General features: G+C 74.4%; 18 protein-coding genes. 13 read left to right on the top strand and 5 right to left on the bottom strand.

Annotated elements, in window-relative coordinates:
• Positions 1 to 351: 351 nt before the first annotated feature.
• The 10 genes from K7I03_RS19135 (at position 352) to K7I03_RS19090 (ending at position 12,793) form a co-directional block, all read left to right on the top strand.
• Positions 352 to 2,847 carry an ATP-binding protein gene (locus K7I03_RS19135; RefSeq protein WP_185942568.1) on the top strand — a complete coding sequence of 832 codons (2,496 nt, stop codon included), beginning with the start codon at positions 352 to 354 and terminating at the stop codon, positions 2,845 to 2,847.
• Positions 2,844 to 3,248, top strand: a complete 405-nt coding sequence (locus K7I03_RS19130; protein ID WP_171166850.1) for a roadblock/LC7 domain-containing protein — start codon at positions 2,844 to 2,846, stop codon at positions 3,246 to 3,248. The genes K7I03_RS19135 and K7I03_RS19130 overlap by 4 nt, the downstream gene beginning before the upstream one ends.
• Positions 3,245 to 3,652 (top strand): DUF742 domain-containing protein, encoded by a 408-nt coding sequence (locus tag K7I03_RS19125; RefSeq protein ID WP_185942567.1) that lies wholly within the window; start codon positions 3,245 to 3,247, stop codon positions 3,650 to 3,652. The genes K7I03_RS19130 and K7I03_RS19125 overlap by 4 nt, the downstream gene beginning before the upstream one ends.
• Positions 3,633 to 4,241 (top strand): GTP-binding protein, encoded by a 609-nt coding sequence (locus K7I03_RS19120; RefSeq protein WP_185942566.1) that lies wholly within the window; start codon positions 3,633 to 3,635, stop codon positions 4,239 to 4,241. Before K7I03_RS19125 ends, K7I03_RS19120 begins: the two co-directional genes overlap by 20 nt.
• Positions 4,242 to 4,474: 233 nt before the next feature.
• A complete protein-coding gene (locus tag K7I03_RS19115; protein WP_185942565.1) occupies positions 4,475 to 5,878 on the top strand; it encodes a cytochrome P450 in 1,404 nt (467 codons plus the stop codon).
• A complete protein-coding gene (locus K7I03_RS19110) occupies positions 5,812 to 7,056 on the top strand; it encodes a cytochrome P450 family protein (protein ID WP_185942564.1) in 1,245 nt (414 codons plus the stop codon). Before K7I03_RS19115 ends, K7I03_RS19110 begins: the two co-directional genes overlap by 67 nt.
• A 158-nt stretch (positions 7,057 to 7,214) precedes the next feature.
• The gene (locus K7I03_RS19105; RefSeq protein WP_185942563.1) at positions 7,215 to 7,943 is read left to right on the top strand and encodes a VC0807 family protein; all 729 of its coding nucleotides are present in this window, start codon (positions 7,215 to 7,217) and stop codon (positions 7,941 to 7,943) included.
• A 121-nt stretch (positions 7,944 to 8,064) separates the two neighbouring features.
• The gene (locus K7I03_RS19100; protein ID WP_185942562.1) at positions 8,065 to 10,143 is read left to right on the top strand and encodes a restriction endonuclease; all 2,079 of its coding nucleotides are present in this window, start codon (positions 8,065 to 8,067) and stop codon (positions 10,141 to 10,143) included.
• 118 nt (positions 10,144 to 10,261) lie between these two features.
• The gene (recQ, locus tag K7I03_RS19095) at positions 10,262 to 12,187 is read left to right on the top strand and encodes a DNA helicase RecQ (protein ID WP_185942561.1); all 1,926 of its coding nucleotides are present in this window, start codon (positions 10,262 to 10,264) and stop codon (positions 12,185 to 12,187) included.
• 42 nt (positions 12,188 to 12,229) lie between these two features.
• Positions 12,230 to 12,793 (top strand): hypothetical protein, encoded by a 564-nt coding sequence (locus K7I03_RS19090; protein WP_185942560.1) that lies wholly within the window; start codon positions 12,230 to 12,232, stop codon positions 12,791 to 12,793.
• A gap of 13 nt (positions 12,794 to 12,806) precedes the next feature.
• Here the strand turns inward: K7I03_RS19090 and K7I03_RS19085 are convergent, their stop codons facing one another.
• From K7I03_RS19085 to K7I03_RS19070, 4 genes are all read right to left on the bottom strand, one after another.
• The gene (locus K7I03_RS19085; protein WP_313772154.1) at positions 12,807 to 13,790 is read right to left on the bottom strand and encodes a class F sortase; all 984 of its coding nucleotides are present in this window, start codon (positions 13,788 to 13,790) and stop codon (positions 12,807 to 12,809) included.
• 132 nt (positions 13,791 to 13,922) lie between these two features.
• Positions 13,923 to 14,468: a hypothetical protein gene (locus K7I03_RS19080; protein ID WP_185942558.1), complete on the bottom strand. Its 546-nt coding sequence runs from the start codon at positions 14,466 to 14,468 to the stop codon at positions 13,923 to 13,925.
• Between the two features lie 240 nt (positions 14,469 to 14,708).
• Entirely contained in the window at positions 14,709 to 16,544 is a 1,836-nt protein-coding gene (locus K7I03_RS19075; protein WP_185942557.1) for an MFS transporter, read from the bottom strand.
• Between the two features lie 614 nt (positions 16,545 to 17,158).
• Positions 17,159 to 19,702 (bottom strand): D-alanyl-D-alanine carboxypeptidase family protein, encoded by a 2,544-nt coding sequence (locus tag K7I03_RS19070; RefSeq protein WP_185942556.1) that lies wholly within the window; start codon positions 19,700 to 19,702, stop codon positions 17,159 to 17,161.
• A gap of 259 nt (positions 19,703 to 19,961) precedes the next feature.
• Here K7I03_RS19070 and K7I03_RS19065 point away from each other — a divergent pair, with 259 nt between their 5' ends.
• The 3 genes from K7I03_RS19065 (at position 19,962) to K7I03_RS19055 (ending at position 22,946) form a co-directional block, all read left to right on the top strand.
• Positions 19,962 to 20,741, top strand: a complete 780-nt coding sequence (locus K7I03_RS19065) for a GOLPH3/VPS74 family protein (RefSeq protein WP_185942555.1) — start codon at positions 19,962 to 19,964, stop codon at positions 20,739 to 20,741.
• A gap of 937 nt (positions 20,742 to 21,678) precedes the next feature.
• Entirely contained in the window at positions 21,679 to 22,554 is an 876-nt protein-coding gene (locus K7I03_RS19060) for a helix-turn-helix domain-containing protein (RefSeq protein WP_185942588.1), read from the top strand.
• A 197-nt stretch (positions 22,555 to 22,751) separates the two neighbouring features.
• Positions 22,752 to 22,946: a DUF397 domain-containing protein gene (locus tag K7I03_RS19055; protein WP_185942554.1), complete on the top strand. Its 195-nt coding sequence runs from the start codon at positions 22,752 to 22,754 to the stop codon at positions 22,944 to 22,946.
• A gap of 159 nt (positions 22,947 to 23,105) precedes the next feature.
• Here the strand turns inward: K7I03_RS19055 and K7I03_RS19050 are convergent, their stop codons facing one another.
• Positions 23,106 to 24,263, bottom strand: a complete 1,158-nt coding sequence (locus tag K7I03_RS19050) for a flagellar basal body-associated FliL family protein (RefSeq protein WP_224347116.1) — start codon at positions 24,261 to 24,263, stop codon at positions 23,106 to 23,108.
• Positions 24,264 to 24,323 lie beyond the last annotated feature (60 nt).

Raw genomic sequence — 24,323 nt, 5'->3', positions numbered from 1 at the left:
CGGTGGCAGGCAGTAGGGAGCGGTAGAGCGGTAGGGGGCCGCGGTCCGGGGGGAGGCGACCCAGCCGGGTCGGCCGGGGGATCGCCGGGGGTACGTCGGCGGCCGGGCGGGCTGCGAGCAGCGGGCGCACGGTCAGCAGCGAGTGGTCGATCCACAGTCGGCGGCCAGCGGCCAGCGGCCAAGACCGGAACGAGCCTTCCTCCGCCGAGGCGTGCTTTCGCGGAGGACGCGGAGGAATCGCCCGAAATTCGACCAAGCGTCAGGACACACCCAACACTTCCACCACCGCCGCCCCGCCCCGTACGCTGACGGCCGTCCTCCAGTTGAAGATCGCCTCCCGGGAACCGTCTGATGATGCCGATAACGGAGGCCGTGTCCCTGGGCCTGGCCGCGGGCACGGCCACCGCCGCTGTGATCGCCACGCCGCTGCTGATCCGCGCCCGGCGCCTGACCGCGCGGCTGCGCGAGGAACTGGCGGCCGCCACGGAGTACGGGTCCCGGCTGGGCGACCGGCAGCGCGCCTGGGCGGAGGAGCTGGAGCGGCTCGTCGGCGTCCGGCTGCCCGCGGTCCTGGAGGGCGTCCCGGAGTCCGACGTTCCGAAGCCGCTGTACGCCGTTCCCGACGGCGATCCGGAGGCCGGGGCGATCGCCGCCCGCCATGAGGAGCTGCTGTCGCGGACGGCGGCGGCCATCCGGGCGCGGAAGGACATCGAGGAGTCCGGGCGCGCCGCGTTCCTGGTCATGGCCGACCGCATCCAGGTGATGGCCCTCGCCCAGCAGCAGGGCCTCGACGTGCTGGAACAGAGCGCCGAGGACCCGGTGCTGATGGCCGGTCTGATGCGCGCCGACCACGCGGCGGCGCAGCTCGCCCGGCAGGCGCAGACGATGAAGGTGCTGTGCGGCGCGTGGCCCGGACGGCAGTGGCCCGACGCGGTCTCCCTGCTGGACGTGGTGCGCGGCGCGCAGTCGCGGATCCTGGAGTACCAGCGGGTCCGCGTCCAGGGCGCGCGGGACGCCGCCGTCGAGCCGCGCGCGGTCGAGGCGCTGATCCACGCGGTCGCCGAGCTGCTCGACAACGCCACCCGCTACTCGCCGCCGACCGTGACCGTGCTGGTGGGCATCCGCCCGGTGCACAGCGGCGCCGTGATCGAAATCGACGACGGCGGGCTCGGGATGACCGAACAGGCCCTCGCCGAGGCCGAGGTGCGGCTCGGCGGCGGCGCGGCGGCCCAGGGGCGCGGCCTGGGCGCGAAGCCGCAGCTCGGCCTGGCCGCCGTGGGCATGCTGGCCCGGCGGTACGGCTTCTCGGTGAAGCTGGACTCGCCGTCGGCGTACGGGGGCGTCCGGGCCGTCGTCCTCGTCCCGTCCGCCCTGCTCAGCCAGGGGCCGACGACCCCGGCCACCCCCGCGCCCCCGCGCGCGCCGGGGCTGCGGGAACAGGCGGAGCTTGAGCAAGCGGAACGGCGGCGGGCGCGGACGGCCGCGGGAGCGGCCGCCGTGGCGGACGCGGGCGTTCCGTCGGCACTGGCGGCACCGACGGCACCGGCGGCCGGGGCGGGCAGGCCGGGCAGCCCGGGCACGCCGGACGCACCAGCAGCGCCGGCAGCACCGGGCGGCGGCGCGCCGACGTGGGACGTGCGGCGGGAGCATGCGCGGCCGGAGCCGATGCCACGTCAGGATGGTTTCGACGACGAGGCCGGGGTGCGGGACGGGTACGAGACCGGGGTACGCGACGGGCACGCCGCGCACGCCGTCGGCGGCCCGGGGACGGACGGTGTCGCCGGGCACGGTACGGGCCCGCGCCGCCCCGAAGTCCCGGGCTCCGACGCCTCGGAGCCCGCCGGTATCACCCCCGGCGGTCTTCCGCGCCGGCGCAGCCGCCGGGCGGCGGGCCCTGGCCAGGGGGCGGAGTCTCGGGGGGCGGCACCTCGGAGGTCGGTGCCTCGGAGGTCGGCGGCTCCGGCGGCAGCGACGCGGGGCCCGGAGCCCGTCCGGTCGCCGCAGCAGGCCGCGGCCTTCATGAGCAGCCTGCAAGCCGGGACTCGGCTGGGGCGCGAGGAGGCGGCGGGGACGGCAGCCGGAAGTGCCCGTACGCCGGCAAGCGTGCCGGCGACGGCTCCCCCGGCGGAACCGGCGGCGAGGGCGGCAGCCGAGACGTCCGTCGAGATGCCCGCACAGGTGCCTCCGACGGCGCCCGCCGCGGCATCGCCGCAGGCGGGTGGCGGTGGAGAAGCGGAGGCGGCGGTGGCCGCCCGGACGCCACAAGCCACAATGGCGGCGGAGGCCACCGGTCCGGTCGGCCCCTCGGACACTGCCGCAGCGGAAGGAGCTGCCGTGGGAGCGGGAGCCGCCGTACGTGCGAGAGCCGTCGAGCGGGCGGGTTTCGTCCCGTCAGCAGACAGTCGCGGCGCGGGCAGTGGCGCCGGGTCGGAGACTTCGGCCCGGCCGTCGGGGTCGGGATCACGATCGGGATCGGGATCGGGATCGGGATCGGGATCGGGTGAACCGCCGGTTCGCGTCGGGCCGCCGGGCCACGTCGGGCCGGCGGAGGATGCCGAGCTGCCGGATCACGACGGCTCGTCGCCTCACGTCGGCGCGTCGGAACCCGTCCGGGCGGAACGCTCCGGCGGATCGACGGGTACGGCCGGCCCGGCGGAAGCAGCGGCTCCTGCGGAGCGGCCGCGTCCGACGGACCCGGCCGGCATCGCGGAAGCGGGAGCGGAAGCAGAAGCAGAAGCGAAAGCGGACGCAAAAGCGGAAGCGGAAGCGGATCCGAAGGCGGAAGCGGAAGCGGCAGAGCCGGCGCGGCCCCGTGTGCCGAACGACAGCGAAAGGGAATCGCGTTGAGTACGAACGGGAATCTGGAGTGGCTGCTCGCCGACATCCTGCGGGTGCCCGCGGTGCGGCACGCGCTCGTGGTGTCCCGCGACGGGCTGCGGCTGGCCGGTTCGCCCGACATATCCACCGATGACGCCGACCGTCTGTCGGCGATCTGCTCCGGCCTGCTCTCGCTCGGCCACGAGGCCGCGGCACAGCTCGCGGGCGACGGGAGCGCGCCGCGTCAGGTGATGGTGGAGTTCGACGGCGGTTTCCTGTTCCTGGTGGCCGCCGGGCCGGGCGCCTCGCTGGCCGTGGCCACGGCGGCGGACGTGGACGCCGGGCTGGTCGCGCGGGAGATGCAGCACATGGTGGTGCGCATAGGGCAGCACCTCAGCAGCCCGCCCCGCGCCCGTACCGCCACTCCGTGAGCGGCGCGACCGGCGCGGGGCCGGTACGCCCCTATGTGATCACCGGTGGCCGGGTGGCCCCTTCCCGGGACAGCCTCGCGCTGGAGACCCTGGTGGTGGCCGCCGAAACAGCCGCCGAAACAGCCGGCGCAACCGGCGCCGACGCCACCGGCGTCGCCGCGTCCGCCGGTGAGCACACGCCCGACCTCGGCCCGGAGTGCGCCGAGATCCTGGACCTCTGCGTCCGGCTGCTGTCCGTGGCGGAGGTCGCCGCCCATCTGCGCCAGCCGGTCGCGGTGATCAAGGTGCTGCTCGCCGACCTGCTCGACGCCGGCCTGGTCGTCGCCCGTCCCCCGGTCACGGCCGCCGACCGGCACGATCCCGCCCTGCTGAAAGAGGTACTCGATGGACTCCGCCAACTCTGAGGGCGGCCGCTACCTTCCCCCGACCGTGCGCACGTCCGTAAAGATCGTGATCGCCGGCCCGCTGGGCGTCGGCAAGACGACGCTCATCGGCTCGCTCAGCGAGATCCCGCCGCTGCGCACCGAGGAGACCATGACGCAGGCGGGGCAGGGCGTGGACGACGTGCTGCCGGGCAAGGCCACCACCACCGTGGCCATGGACTTCGGGCGGATCACCCTCAACCGGCGGCGTGTCCTCTACCTCTTCGGCACCCCCGGTCAGCCGCGCTTCTTCCCGCTGTGGCGGCATCTGACGCACGGCGCGCTCGGTGCGCTGGCGCTGATCGACACGCGCCGGCTGGAGGCGAGTTTCGACGTGCTCGGGCACCTGGAGGACCTGGGCGTCCCGTTCGCCGTCGCCGCCAACGCGTTCCCGGACGCGCCGGTGTACCCGGCGGAGGAGCTGCGGGAGGCGCTGGACCTGCTCCCGGACACCCCGGTGATGCTCTGCGACGCCCGCGACCGGGCGTCGAGCGCGCGGGCGCTGGTCACGCTCGTCGACCATCTGTACACGGCCGCGGCCGCCGCGTCGCTGGAGGCACCGGCGTCATGACCGCCCCGATACCGGACTCGTCGGAATCGCCTGACGCACTGGGCGTCCCGGAAACGTCGGCTGCCCGGAAAACCCCTGGTGCCCCCCGGACACCGGCCGCCCCGCAGAACCCGGCGGCCCGGGAAAGCGACCCCCACCCGGCGCCCCCGGCCTCCGCGCCCGCCCCATCCGCCACGTCCACCGCGCCCCTCGCGCACCAGCCGACCCCGCCGCAACCGGCGGGCTCTCCGTCCGTGCCACCGCCCCCGCCCGGCTGCCCGGCCCACCAATCAACGGACGGGCAACCGGCGCCCTCACAGCCGGCCCACACACCGGCGCCCCACCCGACCCCCGCCGCCGCCCTCTACGGCGAAGTCCTCACCGGCGACACCCACGCCCTCTACGAGCGCCTCCGCCGCGAGCACGGCCCGGTCGTCCCCGTCGAGCTGGAGCCGGGCGTTCCCGCCTGGCTGGTGATCGGCTACCGGGAGCTGCTGGAGGTCACGCGCAACGAGGAGTGCTTCTCCCATGACTCGCGCCGCTGGCGGGCGTTGCGCGAGGGGCTGGTGCGGCCCGACTCCCCCCTGCTGCCGATGATGGGCTACCGGCCGACCGTGCTGTTCGCCGACGGGCCCGAGCACCGCCGCCTCTACCGCGCGGTGAACGACGGCTTCGCCCGCCTCGACCAGCACCGGCTGCGCCGCAGCATCGCCCAGCTGTCGAACATGCTCCTCGACGCCATCGCCCCGCGCGGCGAGGCCGACCTGCTGGGCGAGTACGCGCTCCAGCTGCCGCTGTGGGCCGCCTCCCGGATGCTCGGCCTTCCCGACGCGATCGCGCCCGAACTGATCGCCGCCGTGCGCGGGATGGTGGACAGCGGCCCGGAGGCGACCGCCGCCAACCAGGCGCTCCAGCGGATCCTCGGTGACCTCGTGCACCGCAAGCTGGCCGAGCCCGGCGACGACCTCACCTCGTGGCTGCTCGCGCATCCCGAGGGCCTGTCGCCCGAGGAGGTCCTGCACCACCTGGCCGTCATCATCGTCGCGGGCAACGGCCCGGCCGCCAACTGGACGGCGGCGACGGTCCGGTTGCTGCTCACCGACACCCGCTTCCGGACGCACGTCACCGGCGGCCGGCTCACCGTCGACGCGGCCCTCGACGAGGTGCTGTGGCGGGACGCGCCGGTGCAGAACTTCCCGGGCCGGTACGCCACCCGCGACCTGCGCTTCGGCGGGCGGTACGTGCGCGAGGGCGACGCGCTGCTGCTCGGCCTCGCCGCCGCCAACCACGATCCCGCCGTGCTGCCGCCGGACGGCCAGATCGTCCCCGGCAACCGCTCCCACCTGGCGTTCGGCGCGGGCCCGCACACCTGCCCGGCCCGCGACCAGGCCCGGGTGATCGCGCACACCGCCGTCGACACCCTCGTCCACCGCCTGCCCGACATCCGGCTCGCCGTGCCCGCCGGGGAGCTGGCCTACCGGCCGTCGCCCTGGGCCCGTGCGCTCACCGCTCTGCCCGTGCGCTTCAGTCCCGTCGTACCAAGACCAAGCACTGCCACCCGACACCGCACAGCCGCCGCTGGAGGCCCGTCATGGACGACACCCGCACCGACGACGCACAACTCTTCCGCGACGCACCGCCCTACCGCCTGGACGTGACCGGAGCGGACCTCCACGGGGAGGTCCGGCGGCTGCGCGACACCGGTCCCGTCGTCCGCGTCGAGCTCCCGGACGGGATACCCGCCTGGGTCGTCACCCGCCACCGGCTGCTGCGCGAGCTGCTCACCGACCCGCGCGTCGTCAAGGACCCGGTCAACTGGGCTCTGCTGCGCGACGGTTCGGTGCCGGAGGGCTGGCCGCTCATCAACTTCGTCGCGCCGGCCGGCATGGTGACCGCCGACGGCGACGACCACCGGCGGCTGCGCACCCTGGTCACCCAGGCGTTCACGCCCCGGCGCATCGCCGGGATGCGCGCGCCCGTCGAGGCGAACGTGCGGGGGCTGCTGGACCGGCTCGCCGCGCAGCCGGCCGGGCCGGTGGACGTCCGGGCGCTGTTCGCCTACCCGCTGGCCATGCGGACGATCGGCGACCTGCTCGGCGTCCCTGAGGAGCGGTACGACGAGTTCCGGGCCCTCTCCGCTAGCCTGACCAGCAGCGCCACCGGGCCCGACGAGGTCCTCACGACCCGCCGCCGGCTGCTCGCGCTGCTCGCCGCGCTGGTGGCCGAGAAGCGGGCGGCGCCCGGCGAGGACATCATCAGCGACCTGATCGCCGCCCGGGAGGACGCCGACCGGCTGTCCGAGGAGGAGCTCATCGGCACCCTGCTCCTCATGCTCGTCGCCGGTCACGGCACCACCCTCAACCTCGTCACCAACGCGGTGCGCGCCCTCCTCACCCACCCCGAGCAGCTGGCCCGCGTCCGCGCCGGTGAGCTGCCCTGGACGGCGGTGGTCGAGGAGACGCTGCGCTGGGACTCGCCCGTCGCCCACTTCCCGATGCGCTACGCCAAGGAGGACATCCCGCTGGAGGGCGCGGTGATCCGGCGCGGCGACGCGATCCTCGCCTCGTACGTGGCGGCGGGCCGGGACCCGGAGCAGTACGGGCCGTCGGCGGACGCCTTCGACACCGCGCGCGAGAACAAGCGCCACCTCACCTTCGGGCACGGCGCCCACTTCTGCTTCGGCGCGGCGCTGGCCCGGCTGCAGGCCGAGACCGCCCTGCCGGCCCTCTTCACCCGCTTTCCGGACCTCTCCCTCGCCGCCGCCCCGGACGAACTCCTCCCGCTCCCCTCCTTCATCAGCAACAGCGTCCGGACGCTTCCGGTGCTGCTCGGCTGATCCCGCGGGTCATGGGTGGGGCACGAGGGCGCGGCCCCACCCATGACATTCGTCCTGCCGTATCCCCCACACCCGGCCCTGCCGCCGGGCACCCCCGCTCCGCGAAGCTGTGATCAACGCCCCGGGATCGGCCCGGGAACAGCCCAGGAGCAGCAAGCATGTCGCAGGCAACGGACCAGCCCGGCACCGCCACCACCCCCGGCGCCCCGGCGCGCGAGGAGAACCCGCTCTCCACCGCCCTCATGCCGCTGCTGCTGGACGTCGCCGTGCCGCTGGGCGGCTACTACCTGCTGCACGAGGGCTTCGGGCTCAGCCTCGTCCTCTCCCTGGCCCTCAGCAGCGTGGTGCCCGCCGTCCGCACCGTCCTCAGCCTGGTGCGCGAGCGGGCGGTGAACGGGCTGGCCGGCGTGATGCTGGTCGTCAATCTCCTTTCCCTGCTGCTGAGTTTCGCCACCGGCGACGCCCGGCTGATGATCGCCAAGGACTCCGTCATCAGCAGCTTCGTCGGCGGCGCCATCCTCTGGTCCGCCGTCCGGGGCACGCCCCTGATGACGGCCGGCCTCAAGCCCATGCTCGTCAAGGGCAGTTCGGCGAAGGCCGCCGCATGGGACCGCCTGACGTCGGGGAACGCCCGCTTCCGGAGCCTGGAGCGCCGCTACAGCGCCGTCTGGGGCGCGGCCCTGCTCGCCGAGTGCGCGGCCCGCGTGATCGGCGCGTACACGCTGCCCGTCGAGGCCATGGCCTCCTGGGGTTCCACGGCCATGCTGCTGGGCGCCATCCTGGTGGGCATCGTGGTCGGCGGCGCGGTGGGCGTGAGCCCGATGGAGAAGCTGCTGGACGCCGAGGCGGAGGCGGGCGCGGAGCGCGAAGCGGCGGCCCTGGCCTGACGGACCGCCAGTCCGGCACCGCCCCGCCGCGACTAGAGTTGACGGGTCACCGCTGGTCATGGAGCCAGTACGTATCGCGGTTCCGGGACGGATCGGTCTCGGGGGGAGGGCTGAATCCGCCATGACTCGTCGCTCCAACGGACTGATAGGCATCTGGGCGGAGGCCCAGCGCGCGCAGAACCGGCAGCAGGAACTCCGGCACCGGGCCGAGGTGCAGGAGCAGCGCGAGCGGGAGCGGGCGCAGCGGACGGCCCAGCGGGAGGCGGCGCGGCTGGACCGGGAGCGGCGGACGGCCTACCGGCAGGCGCGGGAGGCCGAGGCGCGGCGCCGGACGGAGGAGCTGGAGGCCCGGGTCGCGGAGCTGGAGGGGCTGCTGCGCACCGGGTGCGCGGCGCCGGCGTTCTCGGCGGCGCGGCTGACGGAGCCGGAGGTGCTGGAGCCCTTCAACCCGGGCCACCTGGGGGTGCCGGCGCCGCTGCCGGACCCGGCGCGGTACGGGTTCGGGCGGCGGTCGCAGTACGAGCGCGACCTGCGGGCGGCCCAGGAGGCGGAGGCGCTGCGGCAGCGGCAGCTGGCCGCGTACCGGCAGCAGTACGACCAGTGGGCGGCGGCCCGGCTGGCGCAGGTGCGGCAGCACAACGCGGGCGTCGCGGAGCTGGTGGCGGCGTTGCGGGCGGGTGATCCGGACGCGGTGGTGGAGTACTTCTCGGCGGCGCTGTACGCGTCGTCGGCCTGGCCGGAGGAGTTCCCGCACCAGGTGTCGGCGGCCTACGACCCGGGGGCGCGGCAACTCGTCCTGGAGTGGGAGCTGCCGGGGTTCGACGTGGTGCCCGAGGTGAAGTCGGTGCGCTACATGCCGACCGCCGACCAGGAGAAGGAGACGGCCCGCCCGGCGGCCCAGCGCCGGGCGCTGTACCGGGACGTGGTGGCGCAGTGCGTGCTGCTGGCGGTGCGCGAGCTGTTCGCGGCGGACGCGTTCGGGGCGCTGGAGTCCGTCGTCCTCAACGGTTTCGTGGACGACCACGACCCGGCGACGGGCCGCCGGGCGCGGCTGGTGCTGGCGGCGGTCACGGTGGACCGGGAGGCGTTCGGGCGGCTGCACCTGGAGCAGGTGAGCGCGCCGGACTGCCTGGTGGACGGGCTGGGCGGGCGGCTGTCGGCGCGGCCGGACCAGCGCACGGCCGTCCGGGCGGAGCGGACGCCGGACGAGGTCGGCCGGGGCGTGGTGTCGCACGGCGGCGGGGACGACGGCGACCCGGACCTGTTCGAGATGGACCCGGTGGAGTTCGAGGCGCTGGTCGCGGAGCTGTTCCGGGCGCGCGGGATGCGGGCGGTGATGACGACCCGTTCGAACGACGGCGGGGTGGACGTCGAGGCGCTGGACCCGGATCCGATCAGCGGCGGCCGGATCATCGTGCAGGTGAAGCGGTACCGGAAGACGGTGCCCCCGACGGCGGTCCGGGATCTGTTCGGGACGGTGCAGGGGGCGGGTGCCAACAAGGGCGTCCTGGTGACGACGTCCCGGTTCGGCCCCGGCTCGTACGCGTTCGCGAACGGCAAGCCGCTGACGCTGGTCAACGGCGAGGAGCTGGTGGGTCTGCTGGCGCAGCACGGGCTGCGGGGGCGGCTGGGGCCGGCGGACGGGGCGGGGGGTACGGGCGGTGGCGCGGCGGCGTCCCGTACGGCCGCTCCCGCAGCGGACCCCGCGGAGCCCGCCGACCACAACGTGCTGGGCATGTCCTGGTCCGGCGGCGTGGCCCTGGACGTCTGTGCCCTGGTCTGCCGGGGCTCCCGCGTGCTCAGCGAGGAGCACTTCGTCTTCTACAACAACCCCCGCACCCCCGACGGCACCGTGCGGTCGGTCGACCCGCTGCCCGGGGACAAGGCGGCCCTGCGGGTCGCGTTCGACGCGCTGCCCGAGCCGGCGGACCGGCTGGTGCTGGCGGCGGCCATAGACCCCGAGATCAACCCGGAGGCCGACCTCTCCCGCTTCACGGACGCCCGGATACGGCTCTCGGACGCGGCGGGGGCGGAGCTCGGGCAGCTGGAGGTCTCGGACGGCCGGCCGGGCGAGACGGCGCTGGTGCTGGGCTCGTTCCGGAAGCGGTCGGGCGGGAACTGGGACTTCGTGGTGGGGGGCAAGGGGTATCCCGGGGGTCTGGAGGCTCTGGTCCAGGAGTACGGCATCGAGGTGGCGTAGCGGGCGAGCGTCGCCTGTCCTTACACCGAGGAGTGACGGAGTTGTCCACAAGCCGCCCGTCGTCCACAGGCTTCCTTGATCACCCGCTCGGGCGTGCCGTTCCTCGTAGACTGCCCGAATGGCCGACCCCACCGAGACCACCGCGACCCGTGAGCCCGAAGCGTCGAGCGAGGCGCTCGGCGTGCTGCGCCGCGTCTTCGGTTACGACGCGTTCCGCGGGGCGCAGGAAGAGATCATCGAGCACGTCGTCGCGGGCGGCGACGCGCTCGTCCTGATGCCCACGGGCGGCGGCAAGTCGCTCTGCTACCAGATCCCGGCCCTGGTCAGACCGGGTGTCGGGGTGGTCGTCTCACCGCTGATCGCCCTGATGCAGGACCAGGTGGACGCGCTCCGCGCCCTCGGCGTCCGCGCGGGCTTCCTGAACTCCACGCAGGACCTCGACGAGCGCCGCATGGTCGAGGCCGAGTTCCTGGCGGGCGAGCTGGACGTGCTCTACCTCGCCCCGGAGCGGCTGCGCCTCGAATCGACGATGAGCCTGCTGGACCGCGGCAAGGTCTCGGTCTTCGCGATCGACGAGGCGCACTGCGTCGCCCAGTGGGGCCACGACTTCCGGCCCGACTACCTGGCCCTGTCCGCGCTGCACGAGCGCTGGCCCGACGTGCCGCGCATCGCCCTGACCGCGACCGCGACGGACGCCACCCGCCGGGAGATCGCGGCGCGGCTCCAGCTCGGTGACGCCCGTCACTTCGTGGCCAGCTTCGACCGGCCCAACATCCAGTACCGCATCGCGCAGAAGAACGAGCCGCGCCGCCAGCTCCTGGAGCTGATCCGCGGCGAGCACGCGGGCGACGCGGGCGTCGTCTACTGCCTGTCCCGCAAGAGCGTGGAGGACACGGCCGCGTTCCTGGTGCGGGAGGGCGTCGAGGCGCTGCCGTACCACGCGGGCCTCGACGCGCGGGTCCGCGCCGCCAACCAGGCGCGCTTCCTGCGGGAGGACGGCCTGGTGATGGTCGCCACGATCGCCTTCGGCATGGGCATCGACAAGCCGGACGTCCGCTTCGTGGCCCACCTCGACCTGCCGAAGTCCGTCGAGGGCTACTACCAGGAGACCGGCCGTGCCGGGCGCGACGGCCTGCCGTCGACGGCCTGGCTGGCGTACGGCCTCCAGGACGTCGTCCAGCAGCGGAAGATGATCGACGGCTCGGAGGGCGACGAGGCGCACCGCCGGCGGCTGGCCGCCCACCTGGAGGCGATGCTCGCCCTGTGCGAGACGGTGGAGTGCCGCCGCGTCCGGCTGCTCGCCTACTTCGGCCAGCACGGCGAGCCGTGCGGCAACTGCGACACCTGCCTGACGCCGCCCGTCACCTGGGACGGCACGATCGCCGCCCAGAAGTTCCTCTCGGCGGTCTTCCGGCTGGCCCGCGAGCGCCGGCAGAAGTTCGGCGCCGGCCAGATCATCGACATCCTGCTCGGCAAGCGGACCGCCAAGGTCATCCAGCACGACCACGACCAGCTCACCGTCTTCGGCATCGGCACGGAGCTCAGCGCCGTCGAATGGCGGGGCGTGGTACGGCAGTTGCTCGCCGAGGGGCTGCTCACGGTAGAAGGCGAATACGGCACGCTCGTCCTCACCGACGCCAGCGGGGACGTGCTCGGCGGCCGGCGCCAGGTGCTGCTGCGGAGGGAGCCGGAGCGGAAGGCGGCCCGGACGAAGTCCGCGTCCGGCGGTGGCGGCGGCCGGTCGGGGAGCCGCGCGGCGGCGGCCGAGCTGCCGGCGGCGGCGGTGCCGGTCTTCGAGGAGCTCCGCGCCTGGCGGGCCGCCACGGCCAAGGAGCAGGGCGTCCCCGCGTACGTCATCTTCCACGACGCGACGCTGCGGGAGATCGCGACGGTCCGGCCCGACTCGTTGGACGGCCTGGCGACCGTGAACGGCGTGGGCGAGAACAAGCTGGTGAAGTACGGGGACGCGATCCTGGAGGTGCTCAAGGCGCTGGGCGCGCCAGAGGAGGACGGGGAGGAGACGGCGACGGCCGCGACGGACTGACACCCCGCCCCTCGTCGGCCACCGCACCCGGAGGGCAGCCATATGACCCCGCACTCCCTGGCGTTCTACGTGGACGTCGTCACCACCGGCACCGTGCTCGGCCTGCGCCCGGCGGACTCCCCCGAGCGCGTCGCCGAGGTCCTCGGCCCGGACTTCGGCGACAACGTCCACGAGTACGGCCTGTGCCGGGACCACGGCCTGACCGAGTTCCACTGGATCCGCGAGTCAGCTGGATCCCCGTGGGAGGCGCACCACTTCACCCTCCAGGTGCATCGCCTGACGCACCGCGGACGGGAGTTCCTGGAGCCGGTGCTCCGGGAACGGTACGGGCGCTTCACCCCCCGGCTCCGCTTCGCCAAGCTCCGCCGCCTGCTGGAGCGGCGCGGGGTGCCGCTGGTGGAGATACCGGAGGACCCGGCCAACGCGCCGTACTACCGCACGTTCTGGCAGCCGGAGTCGGAGGTGGAGATCTCGGTCATCGGCATGCGCGAGGAGTACCGCACCCCGAGCGGCCTGCGGGTCGGTGACGTGTCCGCCATCCGTGCCCCGCTGACGGCGGACGGGGTGGAGATACGGCGGGAGCGGGCCCGCGCGCGGCGGCCCTGATCCGCCTGGACCTTCAACGACGGCCGCTTGTCCGGGACTTCGCCGGGGCGGCGGGTGAGGGTGACATGCCGGCGGCGGCTCCCCGGCCACCCGCCTTCGGCGCCGCCGACCGCGCCGGTGCGGGTGCGGGTGCGCGCGACGGTCCGGTCCGCTTCGCCGGAGGTCCGACCTCCCGAGGAGGCGAAGACGAGAGCGAGGGGGAAGACGAGGACACGGGCGAAGACGAGCGTTCGGGCGAAGGGGGAGCCGAAGAAGGCGAAGACCCGCCCCCCGACCCCGACCCCGCCTCGACGACCTTCGCGAGGTGCGCGTACACCACCACGTTCCCCAGGTACGCGTGGCGCTCCTCCGAGAACCCGCCCCCGCACGTGATCACCCGCAACTCGGCCCGCCCCGAAGCCCCGTACACCTTCCGGGACGGGAAGTCCCCCCGGTCGTACACCTCGATCGCGTCGATGGTGAACACCGCCGTGCGCCCGTCGGCGCGGACGATCTCGACGAGGTCCTTCTTCTTGAGGGCGCCGAGGTTGTAGAAGACGGCCGGCCCGGTGGACGTGTCCACGTGGCCGGCGACGACCGCGGTGCCGATGGCACCGGGCGCGGTGCCGGACTCGTACCAGCCAGCGAGGTTCTTGTCGTCCCGCGGCGGGCTGGCGAGGCTGCCGTCCGGGAGCAGCCGGAGCCCGCGCAGCGGGGCGTCGACCTTGATCTCGGGGATGCGCACCCGGACCGGGGTGACGGGCGGCAGCGGCCGGATCAGCGGGTCGCGGCGGTGCGGGGCCAGGGCGCCCGTCCCGCCCGCGGGGAACGCCTCGGCCCGGGAGGGCTGCGGCGGCGGGGCGGCGGCCCGGGACCCGCTGTCTATCAGCCAGCAGCCGGAGAACAGACCGGCCGTGACGAGTACGGCGGCGGCCACGGGCCGCGAGCCGAGCCAGGTGACCAGCGCGGTCAGTGTGGCGCGCGTCGTCCGGAGCATCGAGATGTCACCGTCCTCCACCGGCGGATGTACGGCGGTCCCCCCGTCGCCCGTCCCCCGTCGGCCCCGGCCGATCCCCCCAAAGCCCCCCCCGGCCGGCCCGCCGGTCCCCGGCCCCGACGCGGGCCGGGCACCGGCGGGCGGAACGGGCCCTCAGGCCCGGTCGGTGCCCGCGCGGCGGCGCAGGAACCAGGTGCCGCCCACCGCGGCGGCGCCCAGTACGGACGCGCCCGCGATGATCTCCGCCGTGCCCGAGCCCTCGCTCGTGCCGCCGGCGCCGGTCCGCATGCCGCCCTTCGGCGGGCTGGCCGGCTTGCCGGGCTTGGCGGGGGCGGAGGACGACGAGCCGGTGGTGACGACCAGGTCGCCGGTGGCTTCCTTGCCGTTCTTGCACTTCACGCCGATGCCGTAGGTGCCGGCCTTGGCCGCCTCCGGCACGTTGAACTGGCCGACCACCAGCTCCTTGTGGGTGCCCGGCTTGAGCTCGAACGCCGAGGGCCCGCCGACGGCGCTCGCGTCACCGGAGCCCATGCCGTGTTTGCCGCAGGCGAGCGTGCTCACCGTGACCGTCGCGCCCGGCGACGCGGTCCCCGGCTCGATCTCCAGCTTGTCGAAGTCCCCGGCGAAGGCGGGGGCGCAGGGCAGCCCGGCGACAGCTATGGTCAGGACGGCTCCGGCCAGCACTCGTGCAGTACGCATGCTCGTTCCTCCGTGCGCGGACGCGGCACACCGATGTGCCGCAGCAGGTGGGAGGTTCCGCGCACTTCCGAGCGAAACGGTCCGTGGCCGGTGCCGCACGCCGCGCGACGACGAACGGGTGATCCCCGTCGGCCGGTACCGGCTGCGGACGAACGGGTGACGGGCATCCGCCGTACGGGGCACGCCACCGGCGCGGCAGGCGCGCCGGGCCGGTGGCGGCTGATACCGGTTCCGCCGCCGCTACGGCGCCATGTCGTCGGGGCAGCCCGTCCCGCGCGGGAACTTGTAGGGCGCGCCGATGCGGTACGTACCGGGGTGCGGCGCGTGCAGCACCGTCCAGTCGTCCTCGGGGTCGTCCTCGCCCGGCGGCTGCTCGACCTTCTTGGTGAGGCAGCCGCGCTCGTTCACCGCCGGTCCGCCGTCGGGGCCGGACTTCGGCGGCTCCACGGGCTTGCCGGACTCGTCCACCAGGCCCAGCCACGGCGTGTAGGGGATGCGGATGAGGACGGGCCCGGGCGACCGGACGGTGAGGGAGAGCTCGTCGGCGTCCGCGCGGAGCACCTCCGCCGGGGGCGCGGCGAGCGGCGTCGGGTTCTTGACGGCGAACAGGCGCCAGTTGGCGTCGGACCAGACCTCGTCGAGGTAGGGCTGGCCCTTGCCGACGAGCTCGGCCTCCTTGACTGCGGCGTGGTCGGGCTCGCCGATCGGCAGGACCACGTAGTGCACGGCCCAGCGGTCGAGCCAGGTGCGGTAGCTCTGCGGGTTGAGCAGGCCCTCCTTGTAGAAGACGGGGTTCCGCTTCATGTCGGCCTGCCGGTTCCAGCCGCGCGCCAGGTTGACGTACGGGGCGAGGGCGGACGCCTCGCGGTGGCTGCGGGCCGGGACGACCTCGACCCGGCCGCGGTCGGCGTCGACCTTCTGCAGCCGGTCCACGAGCGGCGCCATCTCCCGCGCCCAGGAGGCGGCGGGGGTGGTGTTGATGATGTCGGCGGTGGAGTTCACCACCTGCCAGACGGTCACCGTGACCAGCGCGAGGACGGAGGCGGTCCACATCCGGCCCGCGCGCAGCCACTGCGCCCGCGGGGGCACCTCGGCCTCCTGCAGGGCGGCGAGCAGCACCACACCGCCGAAGATCATGCCGAGCCGGGCGATGTTGGTGCCGATCTGGGAGGGGATCAGCCACACCAGTATCACGCCGACCACGTACAGCCCGGACGTCATCCGGACCGTCCGCCAGGAGCGCGGGGCGAAGGCGAGCGCGAAGGCGCCCGAGAGCAGCGGCAGGACCGTCGAGGGGACGTCCATCGGCTGCTGCCCGGAGAACGGGAAGAGCCACGCCGACAGGCCCACCACCACGACCGGCGCCAGACCCAGCGAGTAGGAGGCGGCCCGGCGCTTGCTCAGCCACAGCGCGGCGGCCACTATGCCCACGAAGAGGCCCGCCACCGGGCTCGACGCCGTCGCCAGGCCCGCCATCAGGGCGGCGAGCAGCGCCCGCGACCAGCGGTACCGGCGCTCCACGCGCCAGCTCGTCGGCCAGGCGAATATCACGGCCACCGCCGCCAGGCCGAACATGGACCCCAGCGCGAAGGTCACCCGCCCGGAGATCGCGTTGCAGACCAGCGCGAAAGCGCCGTACAGCGACGGCCACAGCGGCCGCCGGACGGCCTTGCTGCGCACCAGCAGCAGCGCGATCAGCCCGGACGCGACGGTCCCCGCGATCATCATCGTGGGACGCACCCCGAGCTGCGCCATCAGGTACGGCGAGATCACGCTGTACGAGACGGGGTGCATGCCGCCGTACCAGGCGAGGTTGTACGCGGAGGTGGGGTGCTGGAGCGCGAACTCGGCCCAGGCGTCCTGCGCCGCGAGGTCGCCGCCGCTGTTGGCGAAGACGAACCGCCACACCACGTGCAGCACCGCGGCCACGAACAGGGTGACCGGCACGGTGCCGGTGAGCGCCGCGCGGGCCCGCGGCCACGCGCCGGGGCGTGCCAGAGCGGCGTCCGCCCCTGCCGGTGCGGCGCCTGCCTGCTCTTCGGATTTCCCGGCCCGCGCCGGGCCCACGGTGGTCACTGCGGCTCTCCCCGTCTCCCCGAGGTCTTCCCCCATCTTCCCGCATGCCCCGACCGCCCCGGTGGCTCCGGGTACGCGATCGGGTCCGGCACGCGACGGGCCCGCGACCTGCGCGGACCCCGCGCGACGCTAGCACGGGCGGCGCCGGGGCTCCCGGATCGCGAAATGGCCTCGTTCCATTACGCGGTGCCGGCGCCCGGTGCGCACGGCGCCCGCCGCTCCGACGAGAGGATCCGCCGAGACGCCCGGGACCGCGAACGGAAGCCGGCCCCGGAACGGCCGCCGGGCCGGGACCGGTCAGGAACAGACGGGCTGGGACCGGCCCCGGCAACGGACGGGCCGGAGCCGGTCCGGCAACAGAGGGGCCGGGACCGGTCCGGCCGACAGGCGGATCGGAAGCCGGTCGGGCAGACGGGCCGGATCCGGAACGGGCGGCCCCGGACCGGGCCCGGACAGGCGGCTCGGTCCGCTCGGCCGAGGCGGGCGGGTCCGCTCGGCCGACGCGGGCGGGTCCGCTCGGCCGACGCGGCTCCGGGCGCCCGCCACGACGGGCCCCGGCGCCGGCCGAGGCGAGCCCCCGGCCCCGACCCCGACCCCGGCCGAGACGAGCCCCGTCAGCCGAGACGGGTCAGCTTCGAGCCGAAGGACGGCTCGCTGAGCGTCTTCTTCAGCGCCACCGGGACCCGGACCGCGTCGGGCCCGCTGCCGACGACGAGCTCGCCGACGACCGTGCCGGCCTTGGCCGAGTGCGGCAGCGCCGCACCCTTCTTCTTGTCCAGGGCGAACTTCGCCCGCAGGCCGCCCCAGCCGTAGCCCTTGACGTCCTTGGTGGCGACGACCTCGGTCTTCCCGCCGAGCTGGTCGTCGACGTAGCCCACGACCTGGCCCTTCTTGACCACGACGGCCTGCTGGAGGGCGTTCTGCACGGCGGTGAGCTGCTCGTAGCTGACGCGCTTGACCATCTTGAGGCTCATCTCGGCGTTGACGTCCGGACCGCCCTTGAAGTGCTGGTCCATGGTGGCGCCGACGATCAGCACCTCCTCGCCGTTCAGCCGCTTGCGGGCCGCCCACATCAGGGTGCCGCCGGCCGGCGAGGACGAGCCCGTCTTGATGCCCAGCACACCGGTGTGCTTGATCAGCAGGTCGTCGATGTTGCTGTTGATGCCCTCGTTGAGGCCCTTGATCGGGGTGTTGGGCTTGGTGGTGATGGACCGGACGACCGGGTCCTTGATGACCTGCTCGGCGAGCAGCACCTGGTCGACGGCCGTGCTGACGGTGGTCTTGTTGAGACCGCTGGCGTCGGTGTACGTGGTGTTCTTCATGCCGAGCTGCTTGGCGGTGTCGTTCATCTTCTTGAGGAACGCCTCCTCCGAGCCGGCGTCCCACCGCGCGAGCTGGCGGGCGATGTTGTTGCCGGAGGGGATCAGCAGCATCTGGAGCATGTCGTACTCCGAGAAGGTCTGCCCGGCCCGCAGGCCGCGGATGGCCGACTCGTCCTTGGCCTTGCCCTCCTTCTCCGCCCGCTCGTCGATGGTGACGGCCGGACCCTGCTCGGGAACGTCCTGGCCGCCCGGCCCCTTGCGCATCTTCAGCGGGTGGTCGCGCAGCACGACGTACGCCGTCATGACCTTGGCCATGCTCGCCGTCGGCACCGGCTTCTGCGGCCCGTACGTGCCGAGGTCGCCGACGCCGAGCACCTTGGCGGCGGACTGGCCCTCGGTGGGCCACTTCATGTCGAACTTCTCACCGCCGAAGGTGTAGGCGGCCTGCTTGCCGAGTGCCAGGGACGGGTCAGGCAGCGGGCGGAACGCCTGCACCACGCAGAACACGACCAGCAGGAGCACCACTATGGGCGTCCAGATCTTCACGCGGCGCATGGCCGTCCGCACCGGCGTCTCCGGCGGCGGCGGGCTGTTGGTGAGCTGGGCCAGCAGGTCGAGCGGCGCCTGCTTCTCGCCGTCCGGGCCGACGGGCATCGGCGTCTGCGTGGTGCGCTCGGGGCCGCCGGGACCCGCGGGACCGGGGACCGGGCGGGCGGCGGGGGCGGGCGGGGTGACCTTGACGGGGACGGCGGGGCGCTCCGGCGCCGCGGGCCGCGCGGGAGCGGCAGGCGCGCCGGCGGACGCCGAGGGGGCGCCGGGCGCGGCCTTCTTGCCGAGCGCGGGCGCCTCGTCGTCCGACTTCAGCGGGACGAACCGGCTGCTCCGGCCCTGGCCGGCATCCGGACGGGCCCCCGCCGCGGGGGCCTCCGGCGGGACGGCCGGGGCCTTGAGCAGGGCGGTCGGCTGGTCCGCGGAGGAGGAGCCGGAGGGCTCCCCGGCGTCCCGACCGGCACCGTTGGCGCCGCCGTTCGCGCCGCCGTTCGCGCCGCCCTTCGGGGCGCTCTTCGGGCCGTTCCCCGGGTTCGTCCTCGTCCCGGCGTCCGGACGGACGACGCCGAAGGCGGCGGTCGGCCGGTCCACGGGACGGGCGTCCGAGCCGTCGCGGCCGCCGCCGTTCTTCGGCTCGGCGGTCCCGCCGGCCGGTGCCGGGGCCTTGATGAGCTGCGTCGGCTGGTCGGCGGGGGAGGCGTCGGCGGACGGGGACACGCCGGAAGCGGACGCGCCGGAGCGGGCCCCCTTCTCGGTCCCGGTCTTGCCCTCGGTCCCGTCCTCGGATCCGCCCTCGGACCCCTCGTCGTCCGCGTTCGCCATCCAGGCGGCGACGGCGGCCTTCAGCCGGGCGTCGCCGGGCGGCACCCGGCCCGCTTCCGAGGCGGCGGGCTTTGCATCCGCATCGGTTTCCGCGCCGCCCTCGGGCGCCGCGGCGGAAGCGTCGGCGGAGGCACCGGCCTTCGCGCCCTTCGCATCCTTCGCGTCCGGCCGGGACGCCGAAGAAGCCGAAGAGGCCGAAGAAGCAGAGGAGGAGGACGCGGCGTTCCCGCCGGCGCCCTTCACGTCTCTCTCGCCGTCCGCGCCGCCCTCGCCGCTCTTGGCGCCCTCGTCGGCGTTCTCGTCGCCGTCCTGGTCGTCCTGGTCCGCGTGGGAACCGGTACCGCCGGCCACGGCCACGGCCGCTCCGGACTCCCGGTGCATCCCGAGCCTCGGGTCGCGCTCACCGCCGGCCGCCTCCCCCGACGGCTTCCCCTGCTCAGACTTGTCGGGGGACTCGCCCGCCACCGATGCCTCCTCGATTCCCACGCCGTACGCCGGGACGAAGCGCCGCGCGCTCCGCCGTTCCGGACATTCTCAACGTCTACCAGTGTGCTCTGCCGTCGGCGTGCCACCGCGCGACCACCCGGCAGGCGGCTTCCCCGGCTTCACCCATGTGCAAGACGAGACGACATACCTACCGGTTCCCACCCGAAGCCACCACGCACTCTCGACAGACCAATGTGAGAGGGGTCACCCTGTCACTCATCCACGCGGGGAGGCATGGATGGGCAGGAGCCGCAGAACAATTCCGGAGGAGCTTCTGCTGCTCGCCTTGGACCCGGCCACGGGGACCACGGCGCAGCCGCAGTCGCTCGACCTCGGTCTCGCCGGAGCCCAGCTAGTGGAGCTGGCTCTGGCCGGACGGATAGCCCCTGACGGGGATCGTATCGCCGTGGTGATGCCACGGCCGACAGGAGATCCGACCCTGGACACCGCGCTCGAACTGCTGCGCCGCCGCGGCAGTCCGGTCCGCGCGGTCCACTGGATCGGCGGGCCCCGGCTGGGGCTGCGTCAGACGTATCTCACCCATCTGGAGCGGTGCGGCATGGTGCACGCCGTCGCCGGCCAGATGTGCGGGGTACTGCCGACCACCAGGTACCAGGCGACGGACACGGCCATCAGCCGGGAGATCAGGGCCCGGCTGGACAGCGCGATCCGCACCGGCGTGCCGCCGGACCCGCGGACCGCGGCGCTCGCCGCGCTGGCCCACGCGGTCGGCCTGGGCAAGCACCTCTATCCGGGCAACGAGGGCCGCTCGTCGCGCTCCAGGCTCCGGGACCTCATCCGGCACGACCCCATGGGCGGCCTCGTGGCGCACGCCGTGATGGACGTCCAGAACGGCGCCGCGGCCCAGCCGCGCCGGGCCGCGGCCGTGGCCGGCGGCGGGAACGGCGGTTCGGGCCGCCGGACGGCGGCCGTCCGCAGCGGCGTGGCACCTGCTGAAACCGTTCCTCAGCAAGCGGGGCACCGCGGCGGCGTGATGGCGCGCGCGGCGGCCTCGTGACGCGCCGCGGCAGGCCGCGGGGAGCACCGGACGGGCGACGCGGCGTACCGCGGTGACACCCGGCACGGTGAACGCCGGGCGGCGGTAACGCCGGGTGCGACCACCGCGGGCCGGTGAACGCCGGGTACGACGACCGACGGCCACCGACGAACTCCGCCGGCCACCGCGGCCGTCCACGGCCACCGCGGCCCGGCCGCCGGGCCGTATCCGGCACCGCGTCACCTCATCCGCGCGCCGGTACGGAACACCCGTACCGGCGCCACCGCGGACGGCCGTCGGCGGCCGCCCGGCCGGTCGCACCCGTACCGGCGGGCGTCCGCCGTGACGTCGTCGCGACCGCGCCACCGCGCCCACCAGGCGTCGCGTCCAGCGGGCGTCGCGTCCACCGGGCGTCGCGTCCACCGGGCGTCGCGTCCAGCGGGCCTCGCGTCCAGCGCGCGTCGCGTCCAGCGGGCCTCGCGGCACTGGCGACGGGCCCGACGGGCGCGGCAAGCGCCATGAGCGCGGCGGAACGGTCAACTCCGGTCACGGAGGCGGCGATCCCGGTGAGGTGACGGCCGCGACGGAATGCTGACCGCGTCGCCGGGTACGCCGCACCCGCACGTCACGCACGTCCCGCACGAGCGTTACGCACCACCCCCCTCGGCCGCGGAACCGGAAGGGTCCGCGCCCGCCGCGGGGGCCGCGGGGCGGCAACCCCCCGGACCCCACAGGGAACGTCGAAACGGAATCGCGGCCTACGGCGTGACCGACCGCCCCGGCGCACCCCGGGGCACAGTGGGCGCACCGCCGGGCGCTTCCGGCGGGGATGTCGCCGTCGTGACCACGGTCACCGTGAGCGAGATCCTGTGTCGGCGTTTTCCAGCGCCGCCCCGGCCGGTGGTGGCAGGCTGCGGGAGCAGGAGACAGCAGCATGACGGAGCCGGAGGTGCGTCCCGTGGCGTCCAGTGTCAATCCCACCGTAAGGCGGCGCCGCTTGGGGCAGGAGCTGCGCAAGCTCCGTGAGCTCAAGGGGATGACGGCGGAGGAGGTCGCCGAACGGCTGCTGGTGTCGCAGTCGAAGATCAGCCGGCTGGAGAACGGCCGCCGCAGCATCAGCCAGCGCGACGTCCGCGACCTCTGCGGGGTGTACGGGGTCGAGGACCACCGCATCGTCGATTCGCTGATGCAGATGGCCAAGGAGTCGCGCCAGCAAGGCTGGTGGCACGCGTTCGGCGACATCCCGTACAGCGTCTACATCGGGCTGGAGACGGACGCGGCCTCGCTGCGCATCTACGAGGCGTCGCTCGTCCCCGGGCTGCTCCAGACGCCCGGTTACGCCAGTGCCGTCACCGAGGGCTCCTGGCCGGAGGCCACCGCGGCGGAGGTCGAGCGCCGGGTGCAGGTGCGGATGCGGCGGCAGGAACGCATCAGCGACCCGGACAACCCGCTGCGGCTGTGGGCCGTCATCGACGAGGCGGCGCTGCGCCGGGTGGTCGGCAGCCGGGCCGTGATGTGCGAACAGCTGGAGCACCTGGTGGAGTTCAGCCTCCAGCCGCACATCACCGTGCAGGTGCTGCCGTACGACGTGGGCGCGCACCCCGGCATGTACGGGAAGTTCTGCATCCTGGAGTTCCACGACCCGCAGGACGCGAGCACGGTGTACCTGGAGGGGATCACCAGCGACCTCTACCTGGAGAAGCCGAACGACGTCCAGGCGTACAGCGTGATGTACGAGCATTTGCGGATGCAGGCACTGAACGCCGAGCACTCACGGCAGTTCATGCTCCGCGTCGCGGAGGAGTACCGGGCCGCCGACGGCGCCCGCGCATAGCCCCTGCCGCAACCCCGCCACGCGAGAGGCGGAACGGTACACCTGCCGCCACTTCCGCGGAAGGGGTGCCTGGAATATGCCATCCGGTCGGGTGAACAGCCAGTTCAGCATCTGATGTTGGCGCGTACCGTCGGTTCCACCTCGGGAAACCGGCGTTTCTGACCACAGGCAGCACTCACAGGCAACGGAGCAACACCATGGCCATTCAGCAGGGCAAGTCCACCTGGCGCAAGTCCTCCTACTCGCTGGCGCACGGCGACTGCGTGGAGGTCGCCTCCCCCCTCCCCCGCGCCATCGCCGTCCGCGACTCCAAGGACCCGGCGAGCCCGGTGCTCGGTTTCACCCCCGAGGCGTGGACCGCGTTCACCGCGACCGTCACGGACGGCGAGTGACGTAGCGACGCGACGGCGTAGCGACGCGCGGTCGTGCACCGGTCCGGCCGCCGAGCACCGGCTCGGCGACGCACCGGCCCGGTGCCGGGCGGCACCCGGGGGCCACACCCCTCCGAGGCCCTCGGGTGACACGCTCCGCCGACCGTGCCGCAGGCCCGGTCAGTGCGCGACGGCCGGGCGGACCGTCTGCATGATCTTGTCGATGCGCTCCTCGGACAGCGCGTCCGGGACACCCTGGTCCGCGTAGATCACCCAGCCGTGGAAGGTGCCGTCCGGCAGCTTCTGCGCGATGCTCTTCACGATCGCGGTGGGCGGCACACAGGAGCTCGGCCGGTGCGTCACCTTGACCTTCGCGGTGGCGGTGTAGCCCTCGATGCCGTTGTGCTTCCACGGCGTCGCCTGGCCGACCTCGATCTTCGGCTTGTTGGCGCCGGTGCCGCCGTAGGCCATCACACCCCAGTTACCCGCCCAGTTACGGGCGTTGGTCTGGAGGTCGCCGTCCTTGCCGCCACCGGTGGTGCCGACGGTGGCGAGCTGGCCCTTGCCGGCCTCGCCGAAGGTGTCGGGGTTGGGGTTCGACGAGCAGCCGCCCTCATGGAAGTTGGCGGTGCCGGTCATGGCGACGACCGGCTTGCCGTTGGCGGTGTACGACAGCATCGTGTCGCCGGGCAGGACCTTCCACTTCTCCCCCTTGCCGGGGACGTCGTAGGCGAAGCCGTGCCGCTCGTAGACCTGCGTCTGCCAGCCCGCGGGGGCCTTGTGGCCGCCGTCCGCCGGCTTGTCCGCGCCCTGGCCGCCGCCCGTCGCGGGCGCCGAGGCCGACGCCTGCGGGCCGGCCGGGTCCTTGGGCGCGGTGGACGCCCCCTTGGCGTCCTCCTTCTTGTCGTCGTCCCCGGACCCGCCCTTGACCGCGAACGCGATGCCGCCGCCGATGACCGCCAGGGCGACGACACCGCCGACGATGGCGAGCACCTTCTTGTTCCCGCGCCGGGGCGGCGGCGTGGGCGCGGGCATGGGGGCCATGCCCGGCCCGGCGCCGTACGGACCGGGGGCCCCGCCCCCGTACGGCCCGGGGCCACCGCCGGGCACCGGGCCGGGCGGCGGCGGTACGGAGCCGTGGCCCGGCGGCGGTACCGAGCCCTGGCCCGGCGGCGGGGGCGGCGGTGGGACGGCCGGCTGGCCGCCGACCATCGTCGGCTGGGCGTGGCCCGTCCCCTCCGGGCCCCAGGTGGGCGGCGGGCCTCCGAAGCCGCCGCCCTGCGGGGCTTGCGGGGGGTGCGGCTGCTGGGGCTGGTGGGGATTCTGGGGTGAAGACATGCGGGACACCTTATGCGGGGGAGTGTTGCCGTCCGATCGAGTGTGTGCGACAGGTCGGCA

Source organism: Streptomyces mobaraensis (assembly GCF_020099395.1).
Classification (GTDB): domain Bacteria; phylum Actinomycetota; class Actinomycetes; order Streptomycetales; family Streptomycetaceae; genus Streptomyces.
This window is presented reverse-complemented; position numbering and strand designations above follow the sequence as displayed.

Coding starts and splice junctions, on each gene's coding strand:
- K7I03_RS19135 (WP_185942568.1), top strand. CDS start 352: ATGATGCCGATAACGGAGGCCGTGTCCCTGGGCCTGGCCGCGGGCACG.
- K7I03_RS19120 (WP_185942566.1), top strand. CDS start 3,633: ATGGACTCCGCCAACTCTGAGGGCGGCCGCTACCTTCCCCCGACCGTG.
- K7I03_RS19110 (WP_185942564.1), top strand. CDS start 5,812: ATGGACGACACCCGCACCGACGACGCACAACTCTTCCGCGACGCACCG.
- K7I03_RS19105 (WP_185942563.1), top strand. CDS start 7,215: ATGTCGCAGGCAACGGACCAGCCCGGCACCGCCACCACCCCCGGCGCC.
- K7I03_RS19100 (WP_185942562.1), top strand. CDS start 8,065: ATGACTCGTCGCTCCAACGGACTGATAGGCATCTGGGCGGAGGCCCAG.
- recQ (WP_185942561.1), top strand. CDS start 10,262: ATGGCCGACCCCACCGAGACCACCGCGACCCGTGAGCCCGAAGCGTCG.
- K7I03_RS19090 (WP_185942560.1), top strand. CDS start 12,230: ATGACCCCGCACTCCCTGGCGTTCTACGTGGACGTCGTCACCACCGGC.
- K7I03_RS19080 (WP_185942558.1), bottom strand. CDS start 14,468: ATGCGTACTGCACGAGTGCTGGCCGGAGCCGTCCTGACCATAGCTGTC.
- K7I03_RS19065 (WP_185942555.1), top strand. CDS start 19,962: ATGGGCAGGAGCCGCAGAACAATTCCGGAGGAGCTTCTGCTGCTCGCC.
- K7I03_RS19055 (WP_185942554.1), top strand. CDS start 22,752: ATGGCCATTCAGCAGGGCAAGTCCACCTGGCGCAAGTCCTCCTACTCG.
- K7I03_RS19050 (WP_224347116.1), bottom strand. CDS start 24,263: ATGTCTTCACCCCAGAATCCCCACCAGCCCCAGCAGCCGCACCCCCCG.